This is a genomic window from Anaerobutyricum hallii (assembly GCF_900209925.1).
Taxonomy (GTDB): Bacteria; Bacillota; Clostridia; order Lachnospirales; family Lachnospiraceae; genus Anaerobutyricum; species Anaerobutyricum soehngenii.
The window spans coordinates 15,001-32,774 of record NZ_LT907978.1; the positions used below are offsets into that span (position 1 = coordinate 15,001).

Consider the following 17,774-nt stretch of genomic DNA (forward strand, 5'->3'; position numbering starts at 1 on the left):
AAAGGTCTCCTCAGGATGGTTGGAAACCATCCACAGAGTGCAAAGGCAGAAGGAGGCTTGACTGCGACACCGACGGGTGGAGCAGGTACGAAAGTAGGACTTAGTGATCCGGTGGCATAACGTGGGATTGCCATCGCTCAACGGATAAAAGCTACCCTGGGGATAACAGGCTTATCACTCCCAAGAGTTCACATCGACGGAGTGGTTTGGCACCTCGATGTCGGCTCATCGCATCCTGGAGCTGGAGCAGGTTCCAAGGGTTGGGCTGTTCGCCCATTAAAGCGGTACGCGAGCTGGGTTCAGAACGTCGTGAGACAGTTCGGTCCCTATCCGGCGCGGGCGCAGGATATCTGAGAGGAGCTGTCCTTAGTACGAGAGGACCGGGATGGACCGTCCGCTGGTGGACCGGTTGTCATGCCAATGGCACGGCCGGGTAGCCAAGACGGGAAGGGATAAACGCTGAAGGCATCTAAGCGTGAAGCCCCCCTCAAGATGAGATATCCAAACTCGAAAGAGTGAGAGACCCCTTAGAGACGATGAGGTAGATAGGGCAGAGATGGAAGCACAGCGATGTGTGGAGTTGACTGTTACTAATCGGTCGAAAGCTTGACCTTAGAAAGTTATTGGAATAGAAAAAAGATAATTTGTGTGTAGTTTTGAAGGTACATACCTTTTTGGCCCGGTGGCTCAGCTGGTTAGAGCGCCGCCCTGTCACGGCGGAGGTCGTGGGTTCGAATCCCATCCGGGTCGCTTATCTATAAAGATATAATTTAGTAATATGGGATCTTAGCTCAGCTGGGAGAGCATCTGCCTTACAAGCAGAGGGTCATAGGTTCGAGTCCTATAGGTCCCATTTTGCCGATGTGGCTCAATTGGCAGAGCAGCTGATTTGTAATCAGCAGGTTAACGGTTCGAGTCCGTTCATCGGCTTTGTTATGATTATCAAAGCATTTTCATAATTGAATATGGGTGGATTCCCGAGTGGCCAAAGGGGACAGACTGTAAATCTGCTGCAAATTGCTTCGGTGGTTCGAATCCACCTCCGCCCATTTAAAAATTAATAATTATCTATTATCGCGGGGTAGAGCAGTCTGGTAGCTCGTCGGGCTCATAACCCGGAGGTCGTTGGTTCAAATCCTTCCCCCGCAACTCATGCCCAGATAGCTCAGTTGGTAGAGCAGAGGACTGAAAATCCTCGTGTCACTGGTTCGATTCCGGTTCTGGGCATATGGGATATTAGCTCAGTTGGTAGAGCACTTGACTTTTAATCAAGTTGTCCGGGGTTCGAATCCCCGATGTCTCATGAAAGCTCAGTAAATATTTTATTTACTGAGCTATTTTTTTTGTCTTAAGAATTAGAATATAAGGATATAGAGTAGAAAAGAAACATTAAGAAGTAAAGAGAGATATGAATACACCAATATATAATAAATTAAAAGAGCTAGACTCAGAAAAAAGAATACCTTTTCATATGCCGGGCCACAAAAGAACAGATTTTGGGGCTTTTTTTGGTATAGAAAAAATGGATATTACAGAAATTACAGATTATGATAATCTTCATGAACCAGAAGGTATAATCAGAGAATCTATGGATTTAGTAAAAGATATATTTAAAAGTACAGAATCCTGGTATCTTGTTGGAGGTAGTACTCTTGGGATTCTTGTATCTATTTCTTCGGTATGTAAGCCGGGAGATAAGATTTTAATAGGCAGAAACTGCCATAAAGCGGTTTATAACTGTATTCGACTTTTACAGTTAGAGGCCGTTTATTGTTATGCAGACATTTCACAAAAATATGATGTATGTGTTGATATGAAACCTGAGATGGTAGAAAAGAAATTAAAGGAGAATCCGGGAATAAAAGCAGTTGTACTTACTTCCCCTACTTATGAAGGGGTTGTGAGCGATATTAAAGGAATTAAAAAGACTATTCAACCATATGGGATTCCATTAATTGTAGATGAAGCACATGGAGCACATTTTGTTTTTGATAAATATTTTCCTGACAGCGCAACAAAACAGGGGGCTGATCTGGTGATTCAAAGTACGCATAAAACATTGCCTTCGTTTACACAGACAGCAGTATTGCATCTTTGTTCGGATTTAATAAAAAAAGAGCAGGTGGAGGAAATGATAGATATTTATGAAACGTCTAGTCCTTCGTATCTTTTAATGGCATCTGCAGAGTATGGAATTATGTATATGAAAGAGGAGAAAGAACAACTTGCTCAATATGTGGATAACCTCAAAATTTTCCGAAAGAAATGTGAACAACTTCAAAAAATCGAATTACTTGATCAAAAAAAGTTGGGATGTTTTGCATACGATAATGGAAAGTTAGTATTTTCCGTAAAGAATTGTGGGATTAATGGAAAAGAATTATTTTATTTATTATACGATAAATATCATATTGAATTGGAGATGGAGAATCTTACTTATGGAATTGCCATGACATCTGTATGTGATACAAAAGAAAATTTTGAGAAGTTATGGGCTGCAATTTCTGAAATAGACAGAATGTGTGACTGTAGAGAAAAACAAAATGAATTGGAAAAGAAAACCCAGGCAGAAGGTTTGATAGGAGAAAATTTTGCAACAAAAAATGTGGAGTTCGTATATCCGCCGAAAATGATGGAATCATGGCAATGTCGGGGACGGCAGGTAGAGAATATAAAGTTATCTGATGCAGTAGGAAGAATTTCCGGGAAATATGTGATGATTTATCCTCCAGGAGTGCCAATATTAGTTCCGGGAGAAAAAATACTGAAAGAAACAGTGGAAAATATCAGTCAATATTTATATAATGGATATAATGTACTTGGATTATCTAAAGAGGATCAGGTGCAGGTACTTCTGAAGGGAGATTTTATTAGATGAAGGGATTATTTATTGTGATGGAGGGTCCGGATGGTTCCGGAAAGACTACACAAATAAATTTGTTAGAGCAATATTTAAAAGAAGCAGGATATGAATGTCTGATTACAAGAGAGCCGGGAGGAACGGTAATAGGAGAAGAGGTAAGGGAGTTAATTCTTAATCCGGAATATAAGGAGATGTCTCCGGTTACAGAGATGCTTCTTTATGCGGCATCCAGGGCACAGCTTGTACATGAGGTAATCGGACCGGCTTTAGAAGCAGGAAGAATTGTTATAAGTGATCGTTTTGTAGATTCATCGATTGTTTATCAGGGAATCGCAAGAAATCTTGGGATTTCTACGGTAGCAGCTGTAAATGCACCAGGAATCGGTATTTATCGTCCGGATGGGATTTTCTTTATTGATTTATCAGAGGCAGAGGGAATTCGCCGCAAGAAGAATCAGAAGAAGCTTGACCGCATGGAGCAGGAGAGTATAGACTTTCATCATCTGGTTTCGGAAGGATATCGTAAGGTACTTGCAGAACGACCGGAAGTTATTAAAATTGATGGTGGAAAAGACATTGATGTTATCCAGAAAAAGATTCGCAATCATGTGGATGAATTATTAAAGAAAAAGAATCGTTAAACAACAGAAACCGATAGAGGCGTTATTAGATAAGTGATTACCAGGAAAGATTTTTGAGGAAAGATCATGGCTGATATAAATGATATTTTAGGAAATGAAAGAGTGAAAGAACATTTTATTGCTGCTGTGCATCATAAAAAGATTTCCCATGCCTATATTATTGAAGGGGATAAGGGAAGTGGAAAGAAGATGCTTGCGGCCGCCTTTTCTAAAATATTGCAATGTGAAACAAGGCAGAAAACAGAGGAAGAAAGAGCTTGTAATCAATGCGAATCATGTATACAGATGGAAAATAAAGACCATCCAGATGTGATATGGGTTTCTCACGAAAAAGCGGGAGTGATCAGTGTCGGAGAAATAAGAGAACAAGTCGTAAATACTGTAGATATTATGCCGTATAAAGGTCCGTATAAAATTTATATAATAGATGAAGCAGAGAAGATGAATGTGGCAGCACAGAATGCGATTTTAAAGACGATCGAGGAACCACCGGAATATGCGATTATTTTTTTATTGACAACAAATCGTGGAGCTTTTTTAGATACCATACTTTCAAGATGTATTCTTCTTGAAACGAAGCCGGTATCGGGAAAAATGATTGAAAGATATTTAGGAGAGCGATACAAAATTCCGGAAGAGGAAGCAGAATTTGCAGCAGGATTTTCTCTTGGAAATATAGGAAAGGCCGAATCTATCATATTGTCTGAAGAATTTCGGGAATTAAAAGATTTGACATTAGATATTTTACGATATATTCATGAGATTGAAAGTTACGAAATTGCAGATAAAGTAAAAGAATATAAAAAATACAAAGCTCGGATTGATGATTTTTTTGATATCTTTCTTATGTGGTTTCGAGACATTTTATTATTAAAAGCGGATACGTCACCGAATAAAGATATAGCCAGAAGGAAGATTATTTTTAAAAATGAGTATGTATCTTTGAGAAAACAGGCAGACAAATTAAAGATGGATTCGATCGACTATATTATTAATAGAATAAATCGTGCACGAATCCGGATAAAATCAAACGTAAATTTTGATGCAACGCTGGAATTGCTTATTGTGGAAGCAAGGAGAGAATTTTAATTCAAAAAGGCTTTTGCATTCTTGTATCAAAGAGGTCAAATAGAAGTTTAAAATAGAGAAGTATAAAATAAAGAAGTATAAGATAGAGAAATATAAGATACAGAATAGGAGGTTATAATGGCCAAAGTAATAGGAGTTCGTTTTAGAGACAATGGTAAGATATATTATTTTTCTTCTGAACAGTTTGAGGTAGAAGTAGGACAGAATGTTATCGTAGAAACTGCACGTGGTGTGGAGTATGGAAGAGTGGTACTTGGAAATCGTGAAATTCATGATGAGAAGATTATTTCTACGCTAAAACCAGTTATTCGAATTGCAACAGAAGATGATGATAAAATACAGGCAAATAATAAGATCAAGAGTAAAGAAGCATACGGTATTTGTCTTGAAAAGATTAAAAAACATGAGTTGGAAATGAAGCTTATCGACTGTGAATACACATTTGATAATAATAAAGTATTATTTTATTTCACTGCAGATGGAAGAATTGATTTTCGTGAGCTTGTTAAAGATCTGGCATCTGTCTTTAAGACAAGAATCGAGTTAAGACAGATTGGTGTAAGAGATGAGACAAAGATTAAAGGTGGAATCGGAATTTGTGGAAGAAGTCTTTGCTGTAATACATTTTTATCTGAGTTTGTTCCGGTATCGATCAAGATGGCAAAAGAGCAGAATCTTTCCCTGAATCCCACAAAGATTTCCGGAGTTTGCGGAAGACTTATGTGCTGCCTGAAAAATGAGCAGGATACGTATGAGTATCTTAACAGCAAGCTTCCGAATGTAGGAGATGAAGTGAAAACGTCAACGGGTGTCAAGGGAATTGTTCAGGAAGTCAGTGTATTGCGACAGAGAGTGAAACTTTTGGTAACAGATGAAAAAGGAGAAAAGGAACTTATAGATTATAAAGTAGATGATCTTGTTTTCCGTCCTCGCAAGCGCAGAGAAAAAGTAAAAATGGATGATGAACTTAAAAAGTTAGAAGCGATGGAGAAGAAGGAAAGAAAGTCAAAATTATAAGGAAAATAAAATAGGATATTTATATGGAATTAATACAAGTAAAAGAAAAGGAGCGCATCGATGACCTTCAAATAAAAGAGTATCGTATTATCCAGAAGACCGATGGCTTTTGTTTTGGCATTGATGCAGTACTTCTTTCTGATTATGCCAAAGTAAAAAAGAATAGTCGAGGAATCGATCTTTGTAGTGGTACGGGGATTGTTCCAATACTCATGGATGCAAAGTACCCGATTGCTCATGTAGAAGGTTTAGAATATCAGGAAGACTATGCGGAGATGGCAGAGCGTTCTGTTCATATGAATGGACAGAGTGACAGGGTACACATCGCCCATGGAGATGTCCGTCAGGTAAAAGAAAAGTATAAAAGAGAAAGCTTTGACTGGGTAACCTGTAATCCTCCTTATATGACAGGGGCGCATGGACTTAAGAATCCTGATTACGGAAAGGCAATCGCACGACATGAGATTACCTGTTCTCTTGAAGATGTAGTACAGGCTGCGAAGTGGTTATTAAAGCCGGGAGGACATTTTTACATGGTACACAGACCATTTCGACTGGCAGAAATCATTTATACATTAAAGCAATATAAATTAGAACCTAAAAGAATGAGACTTGTACATCCTTACATTGATAAAGAGCCGAATATGGTTCTTATTGATTGTGCAAAAGGCGGAAATCCGAGAATTACGGTGGATTCACCATTGATTGTATATAATAAAGATGGTTCTTATACCGATGAGATCTATCAGATATATGGAGAGATGAAGAATTAAAATGGCAGGAACATTATATTTATGTGCTACGCCGATTGGTAATCTTGAAGACATGACCTTTCGGGCGGTACGAATTTTAAAAGAAGTGGATCTGATAGCGGCAGAAGATACAAGAAACAGTATAAAGCTTTTAAATCATTTTGAGATAAAGACAAAGATGACCAGCTATCATGAATATAACAAAGTTGATAAAGCAGTTTATCTTGTAAATAAGTTAAAAGAGGGATTAAATATAGCAGTAATTACGGATGCAGGAACACCGGGGATCTCAGATCCGGGAGAAGAATTAGTAAGACAGTGCTATGAAGCAGGAATTACAGTGACTTCTCTTCCTGGTGCCTGTGCCTGCATTACAGCTCTTACCATGTCTGGGCAGCCAACAAGAAGATTTGCATTTGAAGCATTTTTACCGTATGACAAAAAAGAAAGAGCGCAGATTCTAGAGAATCTTCGCAATGAGACAAGAACGATTATTATTTACGAAGCGCCGCATCATTTAAAGAAGACTTTGAAAGAGTGCAGGGAATATCTTGGTAACCGAAATATGACGGTATGTAAGGAACTGACGAAGCGATATGAACAGAAGCGCAAGTCAACTCTCGATGAAATGATCGCTTATTATGAGGATAACGAGCCAAGAGGGGAGTATGTTTTAATCTTTGAGGGAAAGAGTTTACAGGAACTGAAAGAAGAAAAACAACAGGAGTGGAATCAGCTTACTGTGCAGGAACATATGGAGCATTATCTTGAAAAAGGGATGGATAAAAAGAGTGCGATGAAACAGGTGGCAAAAGACCGCGGAGTAAGTAAAAGGGATATTTATCAGGAATTGCTGCAGTCAAATTAAAGTTAAAGTAAAAAAATTAAAATAAGTGAACAAAAATTTAGAAGAATTCGGGAGATACTATATTTCCCGGGTTTTTTCTGTATAAAAACCTTCACAATAGAAAAAAATGTGGTAGAATTTATTTGTTTACAGACTTTTTATAAGGGGTGTTTTGCGCCCATTTATAAGTATATCAGATGAGAGATAATATAGATATGTACAGTAACCTGAGTAAAGTATGATTTTACAGGATTACTGTAGAAGTAAGGGAAAGAGGACAAACATAATGGAAGAATACTTGCGGACCTATTGTGAAATTGATTTAAAAGCAATCAGGGAGAATTATATAAATATCAAAAAGAAGACTGGAGACAATGCAATGACAATGGCTGTTATAAAAGCAGATGGTTATGGTCATGGCGCTGTAGAAGTGGCACATTATCTTAGTGATATCGCAGATTATTTTGGTGTTGCTACGATTGATGAGGGAGTAGAACTGAGAAAGGCAGGATTAAAGCAGCCGATTTTACTTCTTGGTTATAATTCCCCTTCTCTTTATTATAAGAATTTAGAGTATGGAGTAGACCAGACAATTTACTGTTATGATACGGCGAAAGCAATGTCCGAAGCTGCTGTGAAGGCTGGAAAGACGGCTAGAATTCACATCGCATTAGATACAGGAATGACAAGAATCGGTTTATCTCCGGATGAGAAAGGGCTTGCTATTGTGGAGCAGATTGCGAAGCTGCCTAATATAAAAATCGAGGGATTATTTACCCATTTATCCTGTGCAGATATGACAGATAAGGCATATACAGAAAGCCAGATGAAGAGATATGATTATTTTGTAGAACTGCTTGATAAAGCAGGAATCGAGATTCCGGTAAAACATATTTGTAACAGTGCCGCTATCATGGAATATGATAACCATCGTTATGATATGGCAAGAGCAGGAATTATTCTTTACGGAATGTACCCTTCTGATGAGGTGGATTTTTCTAATTTAGAGTTAACACCAGCAATGAGCTGGTATTCACATGTAGTGAATATTATGGAGCCGGAGATGGAACGTGGTGTAAGTTATGGAGCAACCTACGTAGTTGATCATCCATGTCGTCTGGCAACAGTGTCGGTTGGATATGCGGATGGATATGCAAGAAGTCTTTCGAATAAAGGCTGGGTATTAATTCATGGAAAGAAGGCTCCAATCGTAGGAAGAGTATGTATGGATCAGATGATGGTAGATATTACAGATATTCCGGATGTAAAGCTTGAAGATATCGTAACCCTGATTGGAAAAGACGGTGCTAATTCTATCAGTGTAGAGGATATGGCAAATCTTGCAGGAAGCTTTAATTATGAATTTGTATGTGATGTGGGAAAGAGGGTTCCGAGAGTATACAAAAAATAAGTTTGATGTGATTATGTGATATGTAATTATGTGATAAGAAAGCGAGAAGTGTATGAAGTTTAATAAGAAAGTTGTAATCTGCATGATTATGATTTTGAGTATGTTACTTGGCGGGTGTGGAACCTCTTTAGGAAGTTCAGTAAAGAAGGTAAAACTAGATCCGGATAATCCGACAAAGGTTACAATATGGCATTATTATAATGGAGATCAGCTTGAAGCATTTAATAAGCTGATAGACGAATTTAATGGCAGTGTTGGAAAAAAGAAGGAATCTATGTAGAAGGAGCTAACTTTGGTACAGTAAATGAATTGAAGGATAGTATTGTTGCAGCAGTAAAGCATCGGACCGGAGCTAAAGCGATTCCAAGTATTTTTGCAGGATATGCAGATACAGCATATGAGGTAGATAAGCTTGGTTATGTGGTAGATTTAAAAGAGTATCTGACAGAGAAAGAACAGGATAAATATATCAAAAGTTATATAGAAGAAGGGGAATTTTCTGGAGATGGAAGCCTAAAAATTCTTCCTACAGCAAAGTCAACAGAAGTTTTTATGTTAAATAAGACAGACTGGAATAAGTTTGCAAAAGCTACAGGTGCCGATATTAATGATTTAAAGACAATAGAAGGTGTGACGCAAACAGCACAGTCTTATTATGAATGGACAGACAGCCAGACAAAAAAGAAGAATGATGGAAAAGCATTTTTTGGAAGAGATGCGGTGGCGAATTATTTTCTTATTGGTGCAAAACAGTTAGGTACAGAGATTTTTTCAGTAAAAAACGGAAAGGTTACGCTTAACTTTGATAAAGAGGTTATTCGAAAAATCTGGGATAATTATTATGTGCCATTTGTAAAAGGATACTTTGCAGCTTCTGGTAAATTTAGAAGTGATGATATTAATACGGGTAATATTCTTTCATTTGTGGGATCTTCTGCCGGAGCGACATTTTTCCCTGATGAAGTCATTGTGGATGATACAAAGAGTTATCCGATTGATATGGAAGTACTTGAAGCTCCTAAGTTTGAGGGCGGAGAGAATTATGCAGTACAGCAGGGAGCGGGTATGGCAGTAACAAAGACGGATGATAAGCAAATGTATGCATCTGTTCAGTTCTTAAAATGGTTTACAGAAGATGAGAAAAATATTCAGTTCTCTGTGGCCTCTGGTTATCTGCCAGTAACGAAAACAGCAAATGACGTTAAAAAGATTGAGAAGACAACAGATTTGACAGGAAATAATGAATTGTCAATTGTTAAGGTAGCAATTGATACAGTAAATCATAATACATTGTATACTACAAAAGCTTTTGAGAATGGAACAGATGCAAGAAATATTCTGGAATATGCTATGTCTGATAAAGCAAGTGCAGACAGAAAGACGGTAGTAAAACGTCTGGAAAAAGGTGAGTCTTTCGATGAGGCGGTAAAGGATTTTGTAAGTGACAGCAATTTTGATACATGGTATGAGGAAACGAAGGCTGAACTTGAAAAGCTTGTAAAATAAAATATAATTTGGGAAAGGAGAAAATGGTGGAGAAGATAAAGAGTGTTCCAATCAGGCAGAAATTATTAATACCGATGCTTTTTTTAGTGATCATAGAAAATCTTTTGTTGGTTGGAGCTATTTTCGGAAGCAGACTCCTTTCCTATGTGGAAAATAAAGAAAAAGCAATTTTTTATGAGAAAGTAAGCAATCGAAAGAATTATCTGGAAAATGAAATGCTGACTAGGTGGTCTAATGTAAGCAGCACTGTGGAGGAGATAAATAATACTGCACAAAAGCTGATAGATACCAACGTAATTTCATTGAAAACGTTAGATGACAGTTCGGAAGATTGTCTTCCCCTATTGGAGAAAAGTTCTTCAAAACTGATTAATTTAATAAGGACCAATCAGGTAACAGGTGCTTTTATTGTTTTAAATACAGATAATCTGGAAATAAAAAAAGAAAAAGGTATTTTTGAAAATAAACCAGGAATTTATCTGAGAGATTTTGATCCTTCCTCCACTCCATCTCAAAAAAATGAGGATTTACTGTTTAAATATGCACCGAAAGCATTGACGCAGAGTATGAATATTTCTCATGGTAAGACATGGAGACCATTGTTTGAATTTCAAAAGACAGGTGATTATGGGGCATATTTATATGAGCCGTTTCAGGCAGCTTTAAAAGAAGCAAATCCTGAAAAAATAAGCTTAAAAGACTTTGGGTACTGGAGTATGCCATATAAACTTTATGATGACAGTCTGGAAGTGATTTCTTATTCCGTGCCTCTGATTTTGAATGACGGAACAATCTATGGAGTATTAGGAGTCGAAATTTCGCTTGATTATCTGCAAAAACAGCTTCCAAATACTGAATTGCTAGATAATGAACAGGGTTCGTATCTTATGGGGGTTGAGAGTGGTAAAGCAGGAGAGTTTCAGAATATTTTGATTAATGGAATGGTTTATTCACAGACAGCAGGCAATCAGAAAACAACGCAAATCATACAAAAAGGTGAAGATTACATTATTAAAAATCAGGATAAGATAATGTATGCAGATGCCGAATATATTAATTTGTACGGAGAAAATACAGAATTTACGAATCAGAAATGGGCATTGATAGGAATTGTTCCAAAGGATAAACTACTTGTATTTTCCGAAAGAATTATAAAGACTTTAGCAAGCGCTATAATGCTTTCTTTACTGATAGGTATCGTCGGAGCGGTTATTATCAGTTCAACGATTTCAAAACCGGTTACCCGCTTGATACGACATGTAAAAAGTATAAGACTTTCAGAGGAAATGCAGTTTATTCAGACCGGAATAGAAGAAGTAGATCATCTTTCCCAATCTCTTAAAAATCTAAATGAAGAAGTTGGAGATACGGCGAGAAGATTTTCGCGAATTATTAACATGGCGAGTATCGAACTTGCGGGATTTGAGATTAATCGTAAAGAAGGAACTGTTTATTTTACAGGAAAGTTTGCTGAAATGTTTCGCCTTGAAAAAGAAAGTTTCTATGATAGTTTCTCTGATATAACTTCAATAGAAATGTTTGAAATGCTCATGAAAAAGTTGAAAGAGTATGAAGTAGAGGAAAAGGCACAAAAAGAGAATGAAGTAATCTATCTGATTCCAGATGTAAAGCCACATTATCTTCGCCTTACACTGAATGATACCGGAGATTATTGTAGTGGATTGGTTGAAAATATAACAGATATGGTGATAGAAAAAGAACAGATTGAATATGAGAGAGACCATGATTTGCTTACAGGTCTGTTAAACCGCAGAGCGTTTCACCGCATTATGAAGGAGCTATTCTGGCAGGGAGAAGCCACATTAAAGATTGCTGCTCTTGTTATGATTGATTTAGATGGATTAAAATATGTGAATGATACATATGGTCATACATATGGAGATCAGTATATTAAGAGTGCAGCAGAAGTATTTGAGGAGTCTGTACCGGAAGATACTCTAATATCCCGTCCGGGTGGTGACGAGTTTTATATTTTATTTTACGGGTATTCAAGCAGGGGAGAGATACAGAGATATTTAGATCAGCTCGAAAAAGATATCAAAGATCAGTCAATACTTTTACCAAATGGAGAACCATTTGTGTTGCATTTGTCAGCAGGAGTAGCATGGTATCCGGATGATACAACAGATAGAAAAGAATTTATGCAGTATGCGGATTTTGCAATGTATCAGATTAAACGTACAGTGAAGGATCAGTTTGGTGACTTTGATAAAGAAGCATATCGTACAAGTCAGGAACAATATAATAAAGAAAAAGACTGAGTGAGTTTTATGCTGAATATATTGTGGGTACTTATGATTGCAGGAGGAATTTTATTTGCATCATTTCATGGTACGATGGGAAAACTAACGGAAGTTTTTATTTCATCTTCAACAGAAGCAGTGAATTTATGTATTTTTATGCTGGGAGTGATTGGTGTCTGGAACGGAATGATGGAAATTGCAGTAAAAAGCGGGCTTATGAAGAGAGTTTCAAGGGCAATGTATCCGTTTATTCACTGGCTGTTTCCGGATATTCCCCCTCAGCATAAAGCAAATGAATATATTGCAGCAAATATGGCGGCGAATATCCTTGGTCTTGGCTGGGCTGCAACTCCAGCCGGACTTAAGGCGATGAAGGAATTAAAGAAGCTGGAAGATACATATGAAGCATCGGATATGATGTGTGCATTTCTTGTATTAAATATTTCATCGCTGCAGCTTATCCCCATCAATATGATTGCCTATCGCAGCCAGTATGGTTCAGTAAATCCGACAGCGATAGTTCTGCCGGCAATCTTAGCGACTATGATTTCAACTTTAGCAGGAATTCTATTTATCAAAGGAATGGAATTTATAAGATACAAGGGACGAAATAAGAAGAAACGGAGACGATTACAGTGAAGTTTCTTCTTTATTTTTCAGATTTTATCGTGCCGTTTACAATGTTTTATATTATTGTATACGGTTTTTTTAATCATACCGATGTCTATGAAAGTTTTTTAAAAGGAGTAAAAGAAGGATTTCATATAGTCATCGAAATCGCTCCAACGATGATAGCACTTCTTGTTTCGATAGGAATATTCCGAGCCTCAGGAGCTTTAGACAGCTTTTCTGATCTCATTACTCCATTAGGAAAAGTCCTTCGTATTCCGGCAGAAATCATCCCTGTTTTTATCGTAAGAATCTTTTCTTCATCGGCAGCGGTAAGTTTTGTACTTGATATTTTTAAAGAATATGGACCGGATTCTAAAACAGGAATGATCGTTTCTATTATGATGAGTTGTACGGAAACAGTTATTTATACGATTACGATATATTATATGAGTATCGATATAAAAAAAACAAGATGGACTTTACCGGGAGCAATGTTTGCAACAATAGCAGGAGCAATTGCAAGTGTGATAATTGCAGGGTATGTAATTCCATAGTAAAAACAGACAAAACGCAAAAAGTATAATTATTGCGACCATCTTTACAGTTACAATAATCATACTTTTTGCGTTTCGTTTGTTTCTAATGAATTAAACTGAAATTACAGAAGATAATCAGGTAAGTCAACTCCAAATCCATGATGAACAAAACCGATATGTTCCAGTGTAATGTGTTCAATAGAAATCTTATTCAACGTCATATGCTGCATACTGCTTCCCTCCCAACTTAAATTCTGTTATTTTATTATAACAAAAGAAAATCTATTTGAATAGAGGATAATAGATGAACTTCGGCTAATTTTTGGGCACAAATAGAAATTTTTTTGACATTAGCTTTCAAAAAAGAAATACAATGAAAAAGGATAAAAGATATGAAATAAAGACATTTTCAATAATGAGCTTTTTTTGAAATGTGAAATTGTCCAAGAAAAAAGGTATGAAATGAAAAAAAATTATGAATATTGTGAATTGAAAAAACAGAAAAATATTATATAATAAGAAACGTTGAAAAACGAGTTGAGTCCTTGCGACGAGACCTTAAATATAAATCTTAATTTTCCCCTTTAACTGCTTTGCAGATTCTATATGGTGCGTATCGAGTCATAATGATGACGTCGATGCGTTTTTTTATTTTAAAAGGAAATCTGTTATAATAAATATATTTATGAAGGGAGTAACGTAGATGGAGTATTTAGATATTAGAGATAAGAATGGTAATCCTACGGGAGTGATTAAAGAACGTTCTCTCGTTCATGCAGATGGAGACCTGCATGGGACTTCACATGTATGGATCGTGAAAAAAAATGAGAAGGGCAGTTACGACTTATTATTACAGAAGAGAAGTGAGAATAAAGATGCCTTTCCAGGATGTTATGACATTTCTTCCGCAGGACATTTGCCGGCAGGACAGGATTATCTTACCTCAGCATTAAGAGAGCTTGAAGAAGAACTTGGAATAAAAGCAGAGCCGGAACAGCTTCATTTTATGGGCTTACATGAAGGAAAGTGTGAGGAAATTTTTTATGGCAAACCGTTTAAAAATCATGAGATCAGCCATGTCTATTTATATTCTGAACCAATAAATATAAAAGAATTAAAATTACAGGAAGAAGAAGTACAGGAAGTGTGCTGGATGGATTTTGAAACCTGCTGTGAAAAAGTAAAATCAGGGGATAAGAAATATTGCCTCTTTCCAGAAGAACTTAAAATGATAAAAGAATATTTAAAAATTTGATTTCTGAGGGGAAACAGACGAACAGCAAAAATTTATATAAAATAGAATGTGAAGATAGTCGCGGCATAGAAAATGCCTGGCCGGCATTTTTATTTGCTCCGACATCACATTCTATTTTATATAAATTTTTGCTGTTCTGTTTGTTGGCTCCAGATGGAATCTTCAGAAGAGAAAAATTTCTTGTTGTAGGATTTCATGTAGAAGTGAAGTTATCATGCGTCTAATATAACTAAATTTTAAGTATATACAACAATTAGAATGTCAGTCCTTTAGAATTTAATTCCATGGAAATCCATATCCTTCTGGAAAATTCCCATTCCTCCAACCTTAGATTAGCCAGAAAAAAGAAAAAATGATATATCCCAGATGCGTCTTCGGAGCGTGTTTAAGATGCGGACGAGCATTTTAAACACAGCGACTACAGAGCAGATGGGATATATCATTTTTTCTTTTTTCGTCTACACCAAATCAATACTTTACTTTTTGCCAGATTTCTTCTCGTGAGAGTGAGAAGTTCTCAGCAATGATTCTGGCGATTTCCATGAAGTGATCATTCATCTGATCAATGTTTGGATACTTGTGGAAAAGATACATTAACTTTTTGATCCACTCGATGCCTTTATAATCAAATGGGTCTTTGGATAAGATATCACTTACCTGATAAGGAAGAATCTGCATCCAGATACTCATACGGGCCAGAAGGTGCATAGTAAAGTAAATCTGGCGAGTGGATCCATATTCAGCCGTATTGGTGTAATGTTCGCCGTAATACTGAATATTATTGATGGTTTCTTTATGTAAAATATCTATCTTACTATTATTAATATCGTACTTGACGCGGATACCATAACGGTGTTTCAGCCATGCGGCATATCCTCTTCGTTCGGCATGGTATTCAGACCAGTGCTGGAATAATACAGTTTCGGGATCATCAAATAACTGTCGGTAAGAAGTTAGATGATTCAGGCGGGCATAGTCTCTGTAATCACAGATATGGGTTAATTCATGGAAGACAAGGCGGTAGACCTCACAAAGTGGAGAACGTCTTAAATAAGGCTCTTTAAATATAAGAGTAAATGGTTCATCCATATGCTTTGGATACTTCATACAGGCAGCAACATGCTTCCAGTTTTTGCGGGCGGCTGCCTCATCAAGACTTCGAGAGTCTTCTTTATTAAAACCGTATTTTTTCTGACAGGTATACATATCATCTGTCAGTACAATCTGGACATTTAAATTCTTTATTTTAAAAAACTGAATATAAGAATTCATAATTCTGTTAATTGTCTTCATCATAATGTTGCCCCCATAAGCCCAAATAGAGCCTGCTTCCCTTTTTATTATTGATTAGTATAACACAAAATATATATAGGGTCAAAATGTATACAAATTTTAGAGGAAAGAGCTTGATTTTCTCCTTTTTTTCCCTTGTTTCATAAAGTGAAATGAACTATACTAGAAAATTGCAGGATATAATAAAGGTTTTGTATATATTAAGAAATTTTAAAGAGGAGGAAGGAAAATGGACAAGAAGAAAAAAGTTGGTCTGGCGGTGTTGGTTATCATTGCTTTGTATATTGCTGCGTCAATCTTTTTTCAGTATCATTATTTTATAGGAACAAAGGTGAATGGATATTCCTGTGCATTCCGTAGTGTTTCTAAAGCGAAGGAACTGATTAAAAAAGATGTTAAGTCATATAAGATTACGATTAAGGAAAGGGATAAAAAGAAGGAAAGTATTTCATCCTCTCAGGTGAAGCTTGCATTTAAAGATGACGGAAAGCTGGAAAATATTAAGGCAGGACAGAAGGGATATGCGTGGATCACAGCATTATTCCAGTCTCAGAATTATAAAGATGCGATTACTTTAACGGTAGATAAAGATGCTTTTAATGATACATATACGAATTTAAATGCATTTAATAAAGAGATGGTAATTGCTCCGGTAGATGCATATTCTACATATGATGCGGCATCGAACAGCTACAGTATTGTACCTGAGGTTTACGGAAATACAGTAAAAAGAAAGCAGTTTAAGCCAATATTAAAAGAAGCAATTTTAAATATGGAGCGTAGTATCGATATAGAGAAAAAAGATTGTTATAAGAATCCTGTGTATAAGAAAGATACAGCAGAAGTTGTAGCAGCAAATAAAACATTGAATAAATATGTTCAGGAAACGATTACATATGATTTTGATGACCGTACAGAAGAAGTAAACGCAAAGAAACTTAGTAAATGGTTATATGAAACAGATAAACATGAAGTTAAGGTTCATAGCGAGATGGTTGCAAAGTATATTAAAAATCTTGCAAAGAAGTATGATACAGTTGGAGTAAAAAGACATTTTAAATCGATATGCGGTAATGACGTAGAAGTCAGCGGTGGTACCTATGGCTGGAAGATTGATCAGGAAGCAGAAACTGCTAATCTGATCAAAGTCATTAAACAGGGAAAGTCTGTTAAGAGAAAGCCGGAATATGCTCATCGCGCAAAAAGTCGTAAGGAGTTTGATATTGGTAATACCTATGTAGAAGTAAGCTTAGGTGAACAGCATATGTGGTTTTATAAGAACGGGAAAACGTTAGTTTCTACAGATGTTGTAACCGGAGATATCAGTAAAGGACATGGAACACCAACCGGTGTTTACTACATCCTTTATAAAACAACAGATTATACGTTAACCGGTCAGGGATATGCCTCTCACGTAGATTACTGGCTTCCATTCATTCAGATTGGTGTAGGAATTCATGATTCTTCATGGCGTGGAAGTTACGGTGGAGGAATTTTCACTTATGATGGTTCCCATGGCTGTGTAAATACACCAAGAAGTGCCGTTCAGAAAATCTATAATAACATCGAATCTACCTATCCGGTAGTTGTACATTGGTAAGTAATTTCTGATTGTGTAAATTTATAAAAATTAAAAAGTATTCTATAGTAGCAGCTAAATTCACATGTCTAAACTTGTTATGTTACTA

The 17,774-nt window shown here is 36.6% G+C and carries 15 protein-coding genes, 7 tRNA genes and 1 rRNA gene (1 of these 23 running past the window's edge); 22 read left to right on the forward strand and 1 reads right to left on the reverse strand.

What is annotated here, in order from left to right; genetic code table 11:
* The 21 genes from EHLA_RS00060 to EHLA_RS00155 all read left to right on the forward strand — a co-directional run.
* Window positions 1–614, forward strand: a 23S ribosomal RNA gene (locus EHLA_RS00060) (it extends 2,277 nt beyond the left edge of the window).
* Window positions 615–676: 62 nt separating this feature from the next.
* Window positions 677–750, forward strand: a tRNA-Asp gene (locus EHLA_RS00065).
* Window positions 751–780: 30 nt separating this feature from the next.
* Window positions 781–853, forward strand: a tRNA-Val gene (locus tag EHLA_RS00070).
* A gap of 4 nt (window positions 854–857) precedes the next feature.
* Window positions 858–930 (forward strand) — tRNA-Thr (locus tag EHLA_RS00075).
* Window positions 931–967: 37 nt separating this feature from the next.
* Window positions 968–1,049 (forward strand) — tRNA-Tyr (locus EHLA_RS00080).
* A gap of 26 nt (window positions 1,050–1,075) precedes the next feature.
* Window positions 1,076–1,149 (forward strand) — tRNA-Met (locus tag EHLA_RS00085).
* Window positions 1,150–1,154: 5 nt separating this feature from the next.
* A tRNA-Phe gene (locus EHLA_RS00090) sits at window positions 1,155–1,227 on the forward strand.
* A 3-nt stretch (window positions 1,228–1,230) separates the two neighbouring features.
* A tRNA-Lys gene (locus tag EHLA_RS00095) sits at window positions 1,231–1,303 on the forward strand.
* Between the two features lie 105 nt (window positions 1,304–1,408).
* The gene (locus EHLA_RS00100) at window positions 1,409–2,878 is read left to right on the forward strand and encodes an aminotransferase class I/II-fold pyridoxal phosphate-dependent enzyme (RefSeq protein ID WP_096238847.1); all 1,470 of its coding nucleotides are present in this window, start codon (window positions 1,409–1,411) and stop codon (window positions 2,876–2,878) included.
* Window positions 2,875–3,504: a dTMP kinase gene (gene tmk / locus EHLA_RS00105; RefSeq protein ID WP_021906236.1), complete on the forward strand. Its 630-nt coding sequence runs from the start codon at window positions 2,875–2,877 to the stop codon at window positions 3,502–3,504. The genes EHLA_RS00100 and tmk overlap by 4 nt, the downstream gene beginning before the upstream one ends.
* A gap of 66 nt (window positions 3,505–3,570) precedes the next feature.
* Window positions 3,571–4,593 carry an ATP-binding protein gene (locus EHLA_RS00110; RefSeq protein WP_096238848.1) on the forward strand — a complete coding sequence of 341 codons (1,023 nt, stop codon included), beginning with the start codon at window positions 3,571–3,573 and terminating at the stop codon, window positions 4,591–4,593.
* Window positions 4,594–4,710: 117 nt separating this feature from the next.
* Complete coding sequence (locus EHLA_RS00115; RefSeq protein ID WP_096238849.1) at window positions 4,711–5,610, forward strand: PSP1 domain-containing protein; 900 nt, start codon at window positions 4,711–4,713, stop codon at window positions 5,608–5,610.
* A 23-nt stretch (window positions 5,611–5,633) separates the two neighbouring features.
* Window positions 5,634–6,383 (forward strand): tRNA1(Val) (adenine(37)-N6)-methyltransferase, encoded by a 750-nt coding sequence (locus tag EHLA_RS00120; RefSeq protein ID WP_096238850.1) that lies wholly within the window; start codon window positions 5,634–5,636, stop codon window positions 6,381–6,383.
* Between the two features lies 1 nt (window position 6,384).
* Window positions 6,385–7,230, forward strand: a complete 846-nt coding sequence (gene rsmI, locus EHLA_RS00125) for a 16S rRNA (cytidine(1402)-2'-O)-methyltransferase (protein ID WP_096238851.1) — start codon at window positions 6,385–6,387, stop codon at window positions 7,228–7,230.
* A 265-nt stretch (window positions 7,231–7,495) separates the two neighbouring features.
* Window positions 7,496–8,620, forward strand: coding sequence for an alanine racemase (gene alr, locus EHLA_RS00130; RefSeq protein WP_096238852.1), 1,125 nt, complete (start codon window positions 7,496–7,498; stop codon window positions 8,618–8,620).
* 52 nt (window positions 8,621–8,672) lie between these two features.
* Window positions 8,673–8,900, forward strand: a complete 228-nt coding sequence (locus tag EHLA_RS16820) for a hypothetical protein (protein WP_330399822.1) — start codon at window positions 8,673–8,675, stop codon at window positions 8,898–8,900.
* 29 nt (window positions 8,901–8,929) lie between these two features.
* Window positions 8,930–10,126: an extracellular solute-binding protein gene (locus EHLA_RS00135; protein ID WP_330399823.1), complete on the forward strand. Its 1,197-nt coding sequence runs from the start codon at window positions 8,930–8,932 to the stop codon at window positions 10,124–10,126.
* 23 nt (window positions 10,127–10,149) lie between these two features.
* Window positions 10,150–12,408, forward strand: coding sequence for a diguanylate cyclase (locus EHLA_RS00140; protein WP_096238853.1), 2,259 nt, complete (start codon window positions 10,150–10,152; stop codon window positions 12,406–12,408).
* Between the two features lie 9 nt (window positions 12,409–12,417).
* Entirely contained in the window at window positions 12,418–13,029 is a 612-nt protein-coding gene (locus tag EHLA_RS00145) for a nucleoside recognition domain-containing protein (RefSeq protein WP_096241509.1), read from the forward strand.
* Window positions 13,026–13,556 carry a spore maturation protein gene (locus tag EHLA_RS00150; protein ID WP_096238854.1) on the forward strand — a complete coding sequence of 177 codons (531 nt, stop codon included), beginning with the start codon at window positions 13,026–13,028 and terminating at the stop codon, window positions 13,554–13,556. Before EHLA_RS00145 ends, EHLA_RS00150 begins: the two co-directional genes overlap by 4 nt.
* A gap of 685 nt (window positions 13,557–14,241) precedes the next feature.
* On the forward strand, window positions 14,242–14,793 hold the full coding sequence (locus EHLA_RS00155) for an NUDIX hydrolase (RefSeq protein WP_096238855.1): 552 nt from the start codon (window positions 14,242–14,244) through the stop codon (window positions 14,791–14,793).
* Between the two features lie 468 nt (window positions 14,794–15,261).
* On the opposite strand, the gene EHLA_RS00165 is transcribed toward EHLA_RS00155, so the two are convergent.
* Complete coding sequence (locus tag EHLA_RS00165) at window positions 15,262–16,089, reverse strand: hypothetical protein (protein WP_021906462.1); 828 nt, start codon at window positions 16,087–16,089, stop codon at window positions 15,262–15,264.
* Between the two features lie 226 nt (window positions 16,090–16,315).
* Here EHLA_RS00165 and EHLA_RS00170 point away from each other — a divergent pair, with 226 nt between their 5' ends.
* Window positions 16,316–17,686 (forward strand): L,D-transpeptidase family protein, encoded by a 1,371-nt coding sequence (locus tag EHLA_RS00170; RefSeq protein WP_096238857.1) that lies wholly within the window; start codon window positions 16,316–16,318, stop codon window positions 17,684–17,686.
* Window positions 17,687–17,774 lie beyond the last annotated feature (88 nt).